The sequence below is a fragment of the Nocardia sp. NPDC056100 genome (genome assembly GCF_042266325.1).
Lineage (GTDB): Bacteria > Actinomycetota > Actinomycetes > Mycobacteriales > Mycobacteriaceae > Nocardia.
The window spans coordinates 371,706-384,820 of sequence record NZ_JBHJVY010000001.1 but is presented as its reverse complement, the minus strand read 5'-3'; the positions used below and the strand labels follow the sequence as shown (position 1 = coordinate 384,820).

Below are 13,115 nucleotides of genomic sequence, written 5' to 3'. Positions count from 1 at the left end.
CGGTCAGCAGCGTATCGGTGTCCGCGTGTGCCGCCGCCGACGCGGCCGCGAGGTGACCCACTACTCGATCGGGCAATGCAGATCGGTTGTCGCGCAGGCGAATCTGCGGCAGGAACGCGGCCGAAAACCAGCATGGCGGCGCGGTGGATACCGGGATTCGTGCGAGCACGACCTGTAGATCCGATGGCACCCGGGTGGGCAGCCGATTCGAGTCGGCAAGCAACCGCCGTGCCCCCGGCTCGACCGAATCGGGCTCGGCAAGCAACTCGGCGTGCGTGTGCGCGAAGAGCCGAAACCATTTGCGGCGGAGCGGAGTACCGGTGTTCACGGCCTCTTCCGACAGCACTCGGAGCGCCCGCCGAGGATATCGCGCAGACGCGATGCGGAGAGGTTCGAGATCGTATTCATAGACGGCATGGTCGATCAGCGCTCGGTAGGCGGTGTCGGAGGGAAGCTGGGTGAGCACATCGGCGAGCTGGGCCGTTTGCTCGCGGTGGCGGTAGTACTCGCGGCCGCCTGCCAAATCCGCGGCGATTATCGCCGCGGACACGTTCGGCTCGAATTGGCTCAGCATGCTGAACATTCGTGCCTGGCCGACCAGGTAGGGAAAACGTCCACCGGCTGGTCGATCGTATGGCGTCGCCGCTGTCATCGAGGTGAACAACTGGTCCAGCGCCGGCTCCGCGAAGATCGGCGTCTTCAGGAGCAGGTCGGCCCGGACCCAGTCCTGTCGTTCGGGAAGCAGGTACGACGCCGCCAATCGCGCCCAAACACTGCTGGGCTTGACCCGCATAGCCTCGATTCGCCGAGCTGCCGCACGGTATTCGCAGTCCGGCGCACCCGCGAGGTGACCGCGCATGCGCGAACGCATATCAGCGGAGACCCAGCCGGGCTCATTGCGGTCGACGATCCGCACGTACAGGTCGCGCTCTCCCCAGTATTCGGCGTAGGGATCGCGTGGCCGCAGCGTCAAGCCGTGTCGCAAGATCACGATCTCGGCGGCCGTGGCCAAGCCGTATTCCGAAATCCAGCTGTCGACGAATAGTTGGGCTGTCGTGGCAGGTTGCGGGCCATGGCCCCACCCATAGTTCGATCGATCACCCGAGTCGCCCGCCATCGCGGCTACCGCCGCGGGTCCGAGTCTCGATACCGATGCGCGCGGTGCGTCCAGATAGGTCCGAGCCGCGTCCGCGAGATCGCCCATGCCGTCATGCCGAGCTCGTGCCAGCAGGACATCGATCGTGTTCCGCTGTGGGGTGATCTTCTCGATCAAGGTCGCGGTCGCGTCGGGAATGAGGGATAGGGACGGCGGATTGTTCACGCCGCGAAAAGGTTCGGCACGAGCCAGCCACTCCGCGGGTGCCTGCCACGCATCCTCGTCGTGGAGCCGCCCGCTTCGATCCATTCCGCAGATCGTGCCATAGGGCCGGTCATCGCCGGAATCGGATTTTCCTGGTCGGGGGCCGATTCGATTCAGTGGGCGGGGAAGCGGAGGATGCGGTCGTCGCCGGTGTGGATGTCGCCGCGGCCGTCGGTGTTGGAGGTGGTCAGCCAGAGTGCGCCGTCGGGGGCGATCGCGACGGTGCGCAGCCTGCCGAGGTGGTTGGTCAATTGGGGGGTGGGGCGGGTTGGGACGCCGTCTTGGAGGGGGAGGGTCCAGAGTCGTTCGCCGCGTAGGGCTGCCGCGTACATGGTGTTTCCGGCGATTGCGAGGCCGGAGGGGGAGGCGTCGGAGGGGGACCAGGTGATGAGGGGGTCGGTGTATTTGGGGGTTGTTCGCTATGCCTTCGACGTTGGGCCAGCCGTAGTTGTGGGCCGGTTCTATGCGGTTGATTTCGTCGAAGCGGTTCTGGCCGAATTCGGTGGCGTAGAGGCGGCCTGCCGAATCCCAGGCGAGCCCTTGGACATTGCGGTGGCCGAGGCTGTAGACGGGGGAGCCGGGGGTCGGATTGCCCGGTGCGGGTTGGCCTTCGGGGGTCAGGCGCAGGATCTTGCCGTTGGGGCTGGACGGATTCTGTGCCGCGGCACCGGTTCCGGCGTCGCCGGTGCCCGCATAGAGCATGCCGTCGGGGCCGAAGGCTATGCGGCCGCCATTGTGGTTGGACGCCTTGGCGATTCCGGTGAACAGCACCTCGGGTTGGCCGTCCAGCCGGAAGCGCACGATGCGGTTATCGGTGTCGGCGGTGAAATAGGCGTAGATATAGCCGTTTTCGGCATAGGCGGGGGATACGGCGAGACCGAGCAGCCCGCCCTCACCGGCGGCCGCCACACCGGGGACCCGGTAGACCTGTTCGGCGGGGGCACCCGGGGTGATCCGGAGTATCACCCCGGAGTCGCGCTCGGCGACCAGCGCACCGCCCTGCGGGAGGAAGGCGAGACCCCAGGGCACGTCGATGCCGTGGACGAGTTCCTCGGGCGCGGTGAGATCTATTGTTCCGCCGGACCGGCTCGGTGCGGTCGAGGTGGCCACCGCCGTCGGGCACTGGGCCGTGGTGGGCTGATCATCGGAGCACGCGGCGGTGATACTCGCCGCCGTGCATACCGCCAGCAGCAGCGATAGCGACCGGAAATGCCTTGTGCGCCATGAGTGTCGCATACGGGGTCAATTCTGTGGTCGGGCCAGGTGGGTGGGGGCGAGGCGGCCGCGCAGCGTGACCGATTCGCCCACGGTCCAGTATTTCTGTTCGGCGGCGTCGGCCGCATCCACGGTGGCCCCGGAGCCGAGGACCCGGTTGTCCTCGGATTTGGCGAGTTCGCACAGGCGGGCGGCCTCATTGACCGCATCGCCGATGACGGTGAACTCATAGCGGCGGTGCGCGCCGACATTGCCCGCCACCACACGGCCCGCCGCGACGCCGATCGCGGCGTCGAATCCGGTTGTCTCACTGGACAACCGACGGCGTATCGCACGCGATGCGGCCAGCGCGGACCCGGCGGCGTCGGACAGCGGTGCGGGGGTGCCGAAGACCGCGAGGGCGGCATCGCCCTCGAACTTGTTGACCAGCCCGCCGTGTCGTTCCACCTCGTCGACGACGACGGCGAAGAAGTCATTGAGGATGGTGACGATTTCACGGGCGGGGCGGGTCGCCGCCATGGTGGTCGATCCGATGATGTCGACGAAAAGTGCTGCGGCATACAGTTCTTCGCCGCCGAGCTCGGGATTGCGCTCCAGAGCGGCCGCGGCGACATCGTGGCCGACGTGGCGGCCGAACAGGTCGCGAATCTGTTCCCGCTCCCGCAATCCCTGCACCATGCGGTTGAAACCAGCCTGCAGTTCCCCCAATTCGGTGCCGTCGTAGACGGTGACCGCGGCCTCCAGATCACCGTCCTCGACCCGCCGCAGCGCATTGCGCACACCGCGAATCGGCGCGACCGCCGCTCCCAGCGTCTGCGTCATGAGGACACCGCCGAAGACCAGCGTCGCCCCGCCGAGCGAGAGTACGCACACCGCAAGCCTTTCGGTGCTGATGTCCACACCCGAGAGCGCCAGTATCGCCAGCACCATGAGCAGCGCCACCGGCGTCCCGGACCCGAGCATCCACACCAGCATCGACCGCCCGAACACCCCGACCCCGCGCGCCTGCCGCGACGGTGCGGCGTCCAGCACCCGCGCCGTGATCACCCGCAGCGCGAACTCGGCTGCCAGATAGCTGTTGGCGCACACCACGATCGCGCTGAATCCGATGCCGAGGACGAACTTGGGCACGAACGCCGGATCGGCGATCCCGTACAGCGGTGTCAGCACCGCCATACCGCCGAGCCACAGCAGCGCCTGCTGTAGTACCAGTCGCCGCGGCACCCGTGCGGCGGCATGCCGCTCGCGCTGATCGGGTATCCGATCCGGATCGGTGGACCAGCGCAGCGTCCGCAATCCCCAGACGGTGCCCCAGGTGAATCCGAGCACCAGCGCCAGCGCCGCGTACAGCGGCACCGCCACGAAGTTGAGCAGCACCAGTTTCCGGGTGAATACCGAGGGCCCGGGCAGAACCACCCCGATCAACACCATCGCCACGGCGATGCCGATCAAATTCGCCACGGTCAACGGGACGGTCAGCAATACCTGTACCCGAACCCGCCGGGACACGGCGCCTTCCTCGACGGGCCCCAGTAGTCGGGACCCCCAAGGAGCCTTCCCGAATGTTCCGGTAGCACCCGCACCCTCGGCCATTCGTGCAGCTTAGGGCAGAGCGGCGGGTGGAGTTGATCAGGCGGATCGGCCGTCGAGCAGAACCATCCACTTCTGCGGGTCCGGCAGCGCGACGAATCCGAGTTTGGCGTACAGCCCGTGCGCGTCGAGTGTCGCGAGCATGACCCGCCTGAGTTCGTAGGGCGCGAGATATTCGACAACGGTGGTGGCGAGCCGCACCCCGAGCCCGGATCCGCGATGATCCCGCGCGACATACACATCACACAGCCACGCGAATGTCGCCAGATCGGTCACCACCCGCGCATAGGCGACCTGATTCCCCTCCCGGTCGTACGCCCCGAAATTCAACGACCCCCGCACCGATCGCTCGACCACCTCGCGTTCGCGCCCGAGTGCCCAGTACGCGTCCGTGGACAGCCATTTGTGCACCAGGTCCACATCGATCCGCTCGGCGTCGATATCGAATTCGTATTCGTCCTCCACAGGTGTGCTCACCCACACGATGCTATCGAACGCCATTGTCGTGTAACGGTTTTGCCTCGGCCCGAGACGTAGCCGCACGTGAAGCTTTCTGTGCTGGGCGGCGCGACCGCCCTTCGGACCACCGCGGTGGCAGTGACCGCCGCGCTGTCCATGATGATGCTGGGCGGGGGCGCGTCGGCTGCGCCGGATAGAGCGTCCGGAATTACTTCCATCGCCAAAGAGGGCCGGACCTGGCATCTGCGGGTGTACTCACCCGCGATGGGCCGCGATATCTCGGTCGATGTGCAGCGGCCGGTCGACGAGTCCGTGCCCGCTCCCAATCTCTATATGCTCAATGGCCTCGACGGCGGTGAGGGCACCGCGAATTGGAAGGCCCAGACCAACGCGCTCGATTTCCTGGCGGGCAAACAGGTCAATGTGATTCAGCCGATCGGCGGTTTCGGCAGCTACTACACCGACTGGCAGCATTCGGATCCCGTTCTCGGGGTGAACAAATGGCGGACCTTCTTCACGCAGGAGCTGCCGCCGCTGCTGGACGACGCGCTGCACTCGACGGGTGTGAACGCCCTGACCGGCCTGTCCACCTCCGGCACGTCGGTACTGCAATTGGCCGAGGCCGCACCCGGTCTGTGGAAGGCGGTGGCCGCGTACAGCGGTTGCGCGCAGATCGCGGATCCGATCGGTCAGCAGTTCGTGAAACTGGCGGTGGAGACCTGGGCGGGCGGTGATACCGAGAATATGTACGGGCCGTCCGCGGATCCGCAGTGGGCCGCCAATGATCCGGTGCTCAATGCCGAGAAGCTGCGCGGCACAACGCTGTACATCTCCAGCGGTAGCGGCATCCCGGTCATGGAGGATGTGAAGTACTACCTGGCCAGCGGCGGCCCCACCACGCTCGCGCTGGGCATGATCATCGAGGGCGCGGTCAACGGCTGCACCGTGAACCTGAAGAATCGCCTGGACGCGCTGGCCATTCCGGCCACCTACCAGTTCACCCCGGTCGGCACCCACTACTACCCGTACTGGGAGAAGGCCCTGCACGATTCCTGGCCGATGCTCGCCCAGGGCATGAACGTGCCCGCCTGAAATATTCGGTATCGCTTCCCTCCCCGTCCCGGAATACTCGGTGCTTTCCGAAACCGGGGAGGGAAGTGTGATGAGCGATCGAAGCGATCTGTTGCTGGAAGGCGTGGTGGGGTCGTTCGCATACGGCCTGAATACGCCCGCGAGCGATATCGACTATCTGGGCGTGTATGTGGAGCCGACCCGGACCTTCCTCGGATTGCATCCGCCGACCAGCGATCGGGGCACCCGGCAGGGTCGGGATGGGGCCGATGCCACCTACCATGAGGTGGGCAAGGCGATCGGCTTGATCCTGTCCTGCAATCCGACGGCCTCGGAGATCCTCTGGCTCGACGATTACACGGTGACCACCGAATTCGGGGCCGAGCTGATCGAATTGCGGTCGTGTTTCCTTTCGGCGCAACGGGTTCGGCATTCCTATTTCGGTTATGCCATGGCCCAGTTCCGGCGCATGCTACATAGGCAGGAAACCCAGGGGCTGGGCGATACCCGGCTGGCCAAGCACGCCAGGCATACCCGCCGCCTGCTCTGGCAGGGCTATGAGCTGTACACGACCGGTGTGCTGCCCATCCGGCTGCCCGATCCGGAACCGTATTTCGAATTCGGCAGGCAGATGATGACCGAATCGGGTGCGGATATCGCCAAGGCGCTCATCGCCGAATACGAGGAGAAGTTCGACAGCGCGAAATCCGTACTGCCGCAACGCCCGAATGAGGCCCCGCTGGAGGATTTCCTGCAGCGGCTGCGGCGTGCGCACCTCGACGACTGATCGGAATCGCCGAAAAGGCCCCCGGGAATAACCCGGGGGCCTCACCGCGGCCGAGTAGTGGGACTCAGTCGCAGATCTTCACCGCATCGGCGATATTGTCGACGCTCTTGGGCATGGTGCCCCGGGTGTTGTCCGGAATGGTCACCAGCACTTGCCATTCCCGTCCGGTCCAGTTGTAGACGGTCGCCTGCTGGCCGGTGCGATTCCAGTACGAGCTCAGCCGATCGCCGACCCCGCCATTGCCGATATCGTGCAGGAAGCAACCCGAATCGACCTGCACGATCATGCCGGTGCCATTGGGATTGTCGTAGCCGCAGAACATGCCGCCGGGACAGTCGTAATTGGCCGATGCCGGTCCGGCGACGACGGCAGCGCCAGCGCCGAGTGTCAGCACGGCGGCGGCGAGCGGGACGATACGGCGAATGAACGTGGTCCGGTGGGTGATCGTCATGATGGTTCCCCTCGAGTGAATCGATGTCCAGCCTTCGGACGGCTCGGAACGACCCTGTCCGGGGACACCAACGAGGCACTAACGACCGACTAACGAACCAGGTCGAATCGACCGCCCGCCAGCGTTTTTCAGCTTCGGCCGATGAGATCCACATCCTCGACGAAGCCCGCGATGCGGCCGTGTTCGAGCAGGAACGCGCCGCGCGTGATGGGTGCGTTGCCGAACGAGTCGTCATCCCAGGTCAGTCGCACCAGATGCTGGAAGATCATGCGCTGGCGTTCGTCCAGGTCGTACGGGACCGCGGTGAGACAGGTTCGGCGCGGTGTGGCGACCCACAGGCGCGGGGTGCGAAGCGCGTTGTGCGCCACCAGCATCGCCCGCGGATCGAGCACCTTCTCCGCGGAGAAATCATGTCCCGAGCAGTTCGCGGTGGGCAGTCCGTACAGCTCGTCGAATTCCCATTCGTAGCGTTCCATACCGGAGAGCCGGGCCATGGCCGTGGGCAGCAGGAATTGGTTCTCGGGTGCGTGCTGGTCATAGCTCTGCATGGTGTAGCCGTCGGGGGTGTCCGCGGCGAGCACGATGATCGGGGCGTTGCCAGATGCGCTGGGCCAGTGCGGAATCTGATGCCGATGTGGCCAATCGGCCGGTTTCAGCAGCGGGTACGGATCGAAGGGCACCCACGTCTCGATGGGATCGGTCGCCGGTCCGTTCGCATCGTCGGCGGGGGACAGTTCGTGCGTGATCGGCGCCGGGGCAATCGAATCCGTCGCGCCCTCGAAGCCGTGCAGGCGAATCCGTTGTTCGGCGTCGATCTCCAGGATCGAGTACTCGATTGTGAGCCGGTCCTGGTTCAGCGCCTGTGCGAGTTCCGGCCGCCGGGCCAGCACCCGCCGGAAATCCGGGTCCGCGTTGACCATGGCGTGCGCGTAGGCCGGACTGCCCCGATCCACCATGCGCCCGTCGACCTCGATGCTCGCGGGCGGAATCGCCGTCAGCCCTTCGAAATTGACGAAGACGTCGATGACGATCAGCCGGTCGTCCGTCAGCCCGATGAAGTCCACCGTATGTTCGCGCACCGGCCAGTTCTCATCCCCGCCGACGAGCAGTTCGACCCCCTGCTGTTTCAGCACGTCGACGCCGCAGACCATGGCGATGGTGTGATCGTGGGTGCGGACCTCTCGATCCGCCTCGGCGAGCTGGCGCACCCAGTCCATGAGATCGAGCGCGTCATCGGCGTCCCGGCCCGGCGGTTCGTCGGCGAACTCCCCGAAACCGATTCCGCGCGTATCGAGTTGCTCGCCGGAATCCTCGATCCACGCCTGCGCGGTGAGCTCGAAGGGCAGTTCCGCGCCGAAGATATCGCGGAACGCCAGCGCCGTCATGGCGGTGAAGGATCGGTAGTCCTCGAACAGCGCGGGCCACGGCAGTCGCCTGCTGGGCAGATTGTCCTGTCCGGGCGCGAAGAGCGCCCATTCCAGTCCGCCGCCGTCGCGGGTGAATCGGGCGTTGCGACCGTGCCCGGGCGACAGCAGGATTCGACCCCCGAGCGGCAGGGTGAACAGCCGCCACGCCAGTGATTCGGTATACGAATCCCACAGCTCGCCGGCGATCTCCGGGGTGATCTCGCTCCCCGCCGTCCGCTGCTGCGGTTCGCGCCGCCAAAAGCTACCCAGCCCCACCGAATCTCCATCCGCTACAAGACAACCGCCGAAACCTAGCACTTGTTCGGTGATGCGGTGGGCATCGGCGCGGACGGAGTCTCAGCAGGTGCGATCGAGCACGGCCGCGAGCGAGCACACCGTGGCGCGCGGGTAGTAGGGGCCCATGATTTCAGCGGCCTGCGCCGGGGTGCCATTGACCGGTACGCTCTGCACCCCCTGCCGGAAATCGCTGGCGGGCAGCATATTCCGCAGCAGAATCGCTTCCTGGGTGGTGGGGTGCGCCGATGACAGCGGTACGAAGGTCGCACCCGGTATCGCCTCGATCCGTGCCCGCTGCGCCTCGGTGCCCAGCACATAGGTGTAGTCGCGGTCGGCGTCGAGCAGGGTCTCCCGATCCGATCGGCAGCCATTGTCGGTGGAACCGTCGGCGGCGGGATTGAGCACCACCGGTCCGGGCAGCGTGCTCAGGTTCGCGCACAGCGAGAAATAGCGGACATCGGCGCTCGCACCGGGCGGCCACACCGTCGGCCCGGTACCCGCCGGTGCGACCGGAGCTTTACCCCGCACCACGACCACCTTGTCGTCACCGGGCGGGGTGAGCGTGGCGACCAGATAGGCGTTGTCCGCGTTCGGAAACGCCCCCGCACCGCTGACCCGGCGGAATTCGAGATTGTCGGCGGTGGCCGGAGGCAGATTCGCCGCGGTGGCGCCGAGTGCGGACAGCGCCGATGCCAGTAGCGGCGAACCACCGCCCACACAGCCCCCGAGCGTCCGGGAGCCCGTGTCATCGGTGATGCGAATCTGCGGCAGCCGCACCGACGACGCCCCGCCGGAGGGCAGGTACTCGCGATAGATCAGGAATCCCACGCCCGCCGACTCGCCCTCGGGCGCGAGCGGAAGCGCGTTCGCCGCGGTGCGATCCGAACCGATCGTTACCGTGTAGGTGCCGCCGCCGCCCGGCCGCTGCCACGGATTGACCGATCCGGCGTCGGGGGCGATCAGGTAGTCGGGCAGTGCCGAGGACACCCCGCCATTGCTGAAACTGCTGAATCTCGCGTCGTAGGTATTGAACGAGATATACCGGGAGTCCGGGTACTGCCCGGTCGCGGTGATCGTCATACCCGGCCGCACCTGGTACGGCAGGATCCAGTACCACGCGCCGGTATCGGGATACGCGAAGTTCACCTGGGCGACCGTGCGCGGTGACAGCTCCGCCTGCCAGGCACAGCCCGGATCGGCCGCCGGTTGATCGGCGGCCGCCTGCGGACCCGCGCAGAGGGATGCGGCGACCAGGGCGATGATCGCACCGGGTACCGCGCGGCGGAGTCGAATCACCGGGCCGGGCCTTTCGTCGAAGCTGTGGAGCGGCTCGGATCGTAACCCCGCATGTCGGATCATTTATGCGTGGGCGACGCGCCGGGACGGGTGAAGCGGAGGGTGAGTAGTTGAAATGGCCGCAGCCGCAAGCGAATTCCGTCGTCATGAGAGGTCTCTGAGGATTCCCCGGCCAGCGGCCGCTCCAGCAGATCGCAGAACTCGACCCCGGTGTAATCGAAACCGGGCGATACCAGGGCTTGCGTGCGGTCGCCATGCGCCTCGTACACCCGCACGATCACATCCCCGCTCCCATCGTCCGCGAGTTTGACCGCGCTTGTCACCACGGCGGGATTGTCGATGCGGAACAGCGGTGCGACAGCCGAGGCGAAACCGGTGCGCGGCGCGGTGAGGTTGATCCGGTATCCCTCGCGCACCGCATCGCCGATGGACGCGCCGACGATCAGCGCGTGCCGGAACCGGTGCGCACCGTGATCGGTCTCGGGATCGGGGAAGCGCGGTGCGCGCAGGAGCGAAACCCGCAGCGTCGTGGTCGTTCCGCCGTCATCCCGGACGGTGCGGGTGACATCGTGCCCGTAGGTCGAATCATTGACCACCGCCACACCCCACCCCGGTTCTGCCACGTGCACGAAGCGATGGTTGCACGCCTCGAACTTGGCGTACTCCCAGCTGGTATTGGTATGCGTCGGCCGGAACATATGCCCGAACTGGGTTTCCGAGGCATAGCGATCGGCGTGAATATCGAGGGGGAACGCGAGTTTCAGGAATTTCTCGGTCTCATGCCAGTCGACGCCGGTGTCGATATCGAGGGCGCGTTCACCCGCGCGCAGGGTCAGGGTCTGTTCGACCGTGGAGGTTCCGAACGAGCGGGTCACCCGCACCGCGGCGCCCGACGTCGAATCCGGCTCCGCCGTCACCGAATCCGCGTCGACGAGATCGGTGACCCGGTTCCGGTAGAAGAGATCGACATCCCAGGCGTCCCATGAATTCGGCAGATCCGGATGCACTTGCAGCAGATTCGCGGTCGCACCGGGCGGCAATGCCTCCCGCCGCCGCTCGAGGTCGAATGCCGACACCACGAGTCCGCGTGCGTCCACCTCCACTCGCAGCAGCCCATTGTCGAGCACGAATCCGCCTTCGGTTCGAGCGGTCACCGAGCACGGGGGAGTGGCCTCGGCCGGACCCGCCGCACCGGCCGGAATCGATCGCCAGGTGTGCGGGGTGGAGTTGAAGACGTTCGGGCCCAGCGCATCACCGCCGAGCGCGCGCTGCGCCCGATCGATGATCGAGACCAGTTCCGTGGCCACCGCCGCATAGGTCTGCGCCGCCTCCCGGTACACCCAGGCGATCGCCGATCCGGGCAGGATGTCGTGAAACTGATGCAGCAGCACCGTCTTCCAGATCCGGTCCAGATCCGCGCTCGGGTACTCGAAGCCGCCGCGCACGGCCGCGGTGGCCGCCCAGAGCTCCGCCTCGCGCAGTAGATGTTCACTGCGCCGATTGCCCTGTTTGGTGCGGGCCTGACTGGTCAGGGTCGCGCGATGCAGCTCCAGGTACAGCTCGCCCACCCACACCGGCGGGTTCGCGTAGTCGGCCTCGGCCCGGGTGAAGAAGTCGGCGGGGGTGTCCCACCGCACCCTCGGTGACCCTTCGAGGTCCTTCATGCGCGCCGCCTTGGCCACCATCTCGCGGGTCGTTCCGCCGCCGCCGTCACCCCAGCCGGTCGGCGCGAGCGATATCGACGCGCGCCCCTTCTCCTTGAAATTCCGTGCCGCGTGCGCGATCTCGCGCCCTTGCATGGAGCAGTTGTAGGTGTCCACGGGCGGGAAGTGGGTGAAGATCCGGCTGCCGTCTATCCCCTCCCACAGGAACGTATGGTGCGGGAACTGATTGATCTGACTCCAGGAAATCTTCTGTGTCAGCAGCCATTTGGATCCCGCCGCCTTGATGATCTGCGGCAGTCCCGCCGCGAATCCGAAGGTGTCCGGCAACCACGCCTCCTGGTTCTCGACCCCGAATTCGTCGAGGAAGAACCGTTTGCCGTACACGAACTGCCGCGCCATCGCCTCCGACCCCGGCATATTCGTATCCGATTCGACCCACATCCCGCCCGCCGGAACGAATCTGCCCTCGGCCACCGCCTGCTTGACCTTCGCGTACACCTCGGGCCGATACTGTTTGATGAAGTCGTACTGCGCGGCCTGCGACATGGTGAAGATGAACTCCGGCGAATCCGCCAGCAGCGCGGTCATATTCGCGGTGGTGCGCGCGACCTTGCGCACCGTCTCGCGCAGCGGCCACAGCCAGGCGGTATCGATATGCGCGTGCCCGACCGCCGAAATCGTATGCGCGGAGCCGATGGCCGGTTGCGCCAGCACCTCGGTCAGGCAGGCCCGCGCGGCCGTCGCGGTGCCGTTCACATCGCGCAGATCGATCGCGTCCAGCGCCCGTTCGATGGCTCGCACGATGTCGTAGCGGCGCGCCGGATCCTCCGGCATCTCGTGCATCAGTTCGCCGAGCACCTCGAGATCCTGCACCAGCTGCCAGACCTCTTCGTCGAAGACCGCGAGATCCATTCGCCCCAGCCGATATTGCGGATCACCACCGGCGGTCAGCTTGTCCCCGAGCGCGGTCGGCCCGAAGAACGGAATGATCGGATTCGACGCCGCCTCCACATGCAGCAACACCTGCTCACCGCCGGTGACCGGGGATCCTATGCGCACCCACTGATTTCGCGGATGCAGCCCTTTCACCGGCGTCCCGTCCGCCCGGTAAACCAGTCCCTCACATTGGAATCCGGTCATGTTCTGATCGAAGCCCAGATCGATGAGCGCCTCGACGGTCCGCCCCGCCCACTCCGGGGGCACCGTGCCCTCGACGGTCAGCCAGCTCGTCCCCCAGGGCGCACCCCAGCGCGCACCCGATTCGACGGGTGTCCGCGGTGCCGCCAGCCCCTCGGCCACGTCCACGGGTTCCCCCGGCGCGACCCAGATCGAGGCCCGCAACGGCACCGATTCCGGATAGATGGCCGGAACGATCCGCTCACCGAGCACCCGTCCCAGGCGCGCCTCGATCAACCGACGATCATCGTGCATAACGGCAGCTCCGATCCAACCGGGAAAGTGGTCACCGAACCGCCTCATTGTCCGGCAGGGTCGCGATTTTCGCGGGCACGCCGCGTGG

At 66.4% G+C, this 13,115-nt stretch carries 8 protein-coding genes and 1 pseudogene; 2 read left to right on the top strand and 7 right to left on the bottom strand.

Going from position 1 to position 13,115, the window contains the following annotated elements; all coding sequences use genetic code 11:
- Window positions 1–1,473 precede the first annotated feature (1,473 nt).
- The 3 genes and pseudogenes from ACFC0O_RS01835 to ACFC0O_RS01825 all read right to left on the bottom strand — a co-directional run bounded on the left by ACFC0O_RS01835 (window position 1,474) and on the right by ACFC0O_RS01825 (window position 4,642).
- Window positions 1,474–2,596 (bottom strand): annotated as a pseudogene (locus ACFC0O_RS01835) (PQQ-dependent sugar dehydrogenase).
- Between the two features lie 6 nt (window positions 2,597–2,602).
- Window positions 2,603–4,168 (bottom strand): adenylate/guanylate cyclase domain-containing protein, encoded by a 1,566-nt coding sequence (locus tag ACFC0O_RS01830; protein ID WP_375952937.1) that lies wholly within the window; start codon window positions 4,166–4,168, stop codon window positions 2,603–2,605.
- A 36-nt stretch (window positions 4,169–4,204) separates the two neighbouring features.
- Window positions 4,205–4,642 carry a GNAT family N-acetyltransferase gene (locus ACFC0O_RS01825; protein WP_375952934.1) on the bottom strand — a complete coding sequence of 146 codons (438 nt, stop codon included), beginning with the start codon at window positions 4,640–4,642 and terminating at the stop codon, window positions 4,205–4,207.
- Window positions 4,643–4,780: 138 nt separating this feature from the next.
- On the opposite strand from ACFC0O_RS01825, the gene ACFC0O_RS01820 reads away from it, so the two are divergent.
- Together ACFC0O_RS01820 and ACFC0O_RS01815 are read left to right on the top strand one after the other, a co-directional pair.
- Entirely contained in the window at window positions 4,781–5,716 is a 936-nt protein-coding gene (locus tag ACFC0O_RS01820; protein WP_375955889.1) for an alpha/beta hydrolase, read from the top strand.
- A gap of 70 nt (window positions 5,717–5,786) precedes the next feature.
- On the top strand, window positions 5,787–6,482 hold the full coding sequence (locus tag ACFC0O_RS01815) for a DNA polymerase beta superfamily protein (protein ID WP_375952931.1): 696 nt from the start codon (window positions 5,787–5,789) through the stop codon (window positions 6,480–6,482).
- A gap of 64 nt (window positions 6,483–6,546) precedes the next feature.
- On the opposite strand, the gene ACFC0O_RS01810 is transcribed toward ACFC0O_RS01815, so the two are convergent.
- The 4 genes from ACFC0O_RS01810 to ACFC0O_RS01795 form a co-directional block, all read right to left on the bottom strand.
- Complete coding sequence (locus ACFC0O_RS01810; protein ID WP_375952927.1) at window positions 6,547–6,933, bottom strand: peptidase inhibitor family I36 protein; 387 nt, start codon at window positions 6,931–6,933, stop codon at window positions 6,547–6,549.
- Window positions 6,934–7,061: 128 nt separating this feature from the next.
- Window positions 7,062–8,615 carry a hypothetical protein gene (locus ACFC0O_RS01805; RefSeq protein ID WP_375952925.1) on the bottom strand — a complete coding sequence of 518 codons (1,554 nt, stop codon included), beginning with the start codon at window positions 8,613–8,615 and terminating at the stop codon, window positions 7,062–7,064.
- 81 nt (window positions 8,616–8,696) lie between these two features.
- Complete coding sequence (locus ACFC0O_RS01800; protein WP_375952922.1) at window positions 8,697–9,932, bottom strand: hypothetical protein; 1,236 nt, start codon at window positions 9,930–9,932, stop codon at window positions 8,697–8,699.
- Window positions 9,933–9,991: 59 nt separating this feature from the next.
- Window positions 9,992–13,027, bottom strand: a complete 3,036-nt coding sequence (locus ACFC0O_RS01795) for an alpha-mannosidase (RefSeq protein ID WP_375952920.1) — start codon at window positions 13,025–13,027, stop codon at window positions 9,992–9,994.
- Window positions 13,028–13,115 lie beyond the last annotated feature (88 nt).

Excerpts from the sequence above, each read along its gene's own strand:
- ACFC0O_RS01830 (WP_375952937.1), bottom strand. The coding sequence starts at position 4,168 with ATGGCCGAGGGTGCGGGTGCTACCGGAACATTCGGGAAGGCTCCTTGG.
- ACFC0O_RS01820 (WP_375955889.1), top strand. The coding sequence starts at position 4,781 with ATGATGATGCTGGGCGGGGGCGCGTCGGCTGCGCCGGATAGAGCGTCC.
- ACFC0O_RS01815 (WP_375952931.1), top strand. The coding sequence starts at position 5,787 with ATGAGCGATCGAAGCGATCTGTTGCTGGAAGGCGTGGTGGGGTCGTTC.
- ACFC0O_RS01810 (WP_375952927.1), bottom strand. The coding sequence starts at position 6,933 with ATGACGATCACCCACCGGACCACGTTCATTCGCCGTATCGTCCCGCTC.
- ACFC0O_RS01795 (WP_375952920.1), bottom strand. The coding sequence starts at position 13,027 with ATGCACGATGATCGTCGGTTGATCGAGGCGCGCCTGGGACGGGTGCTC.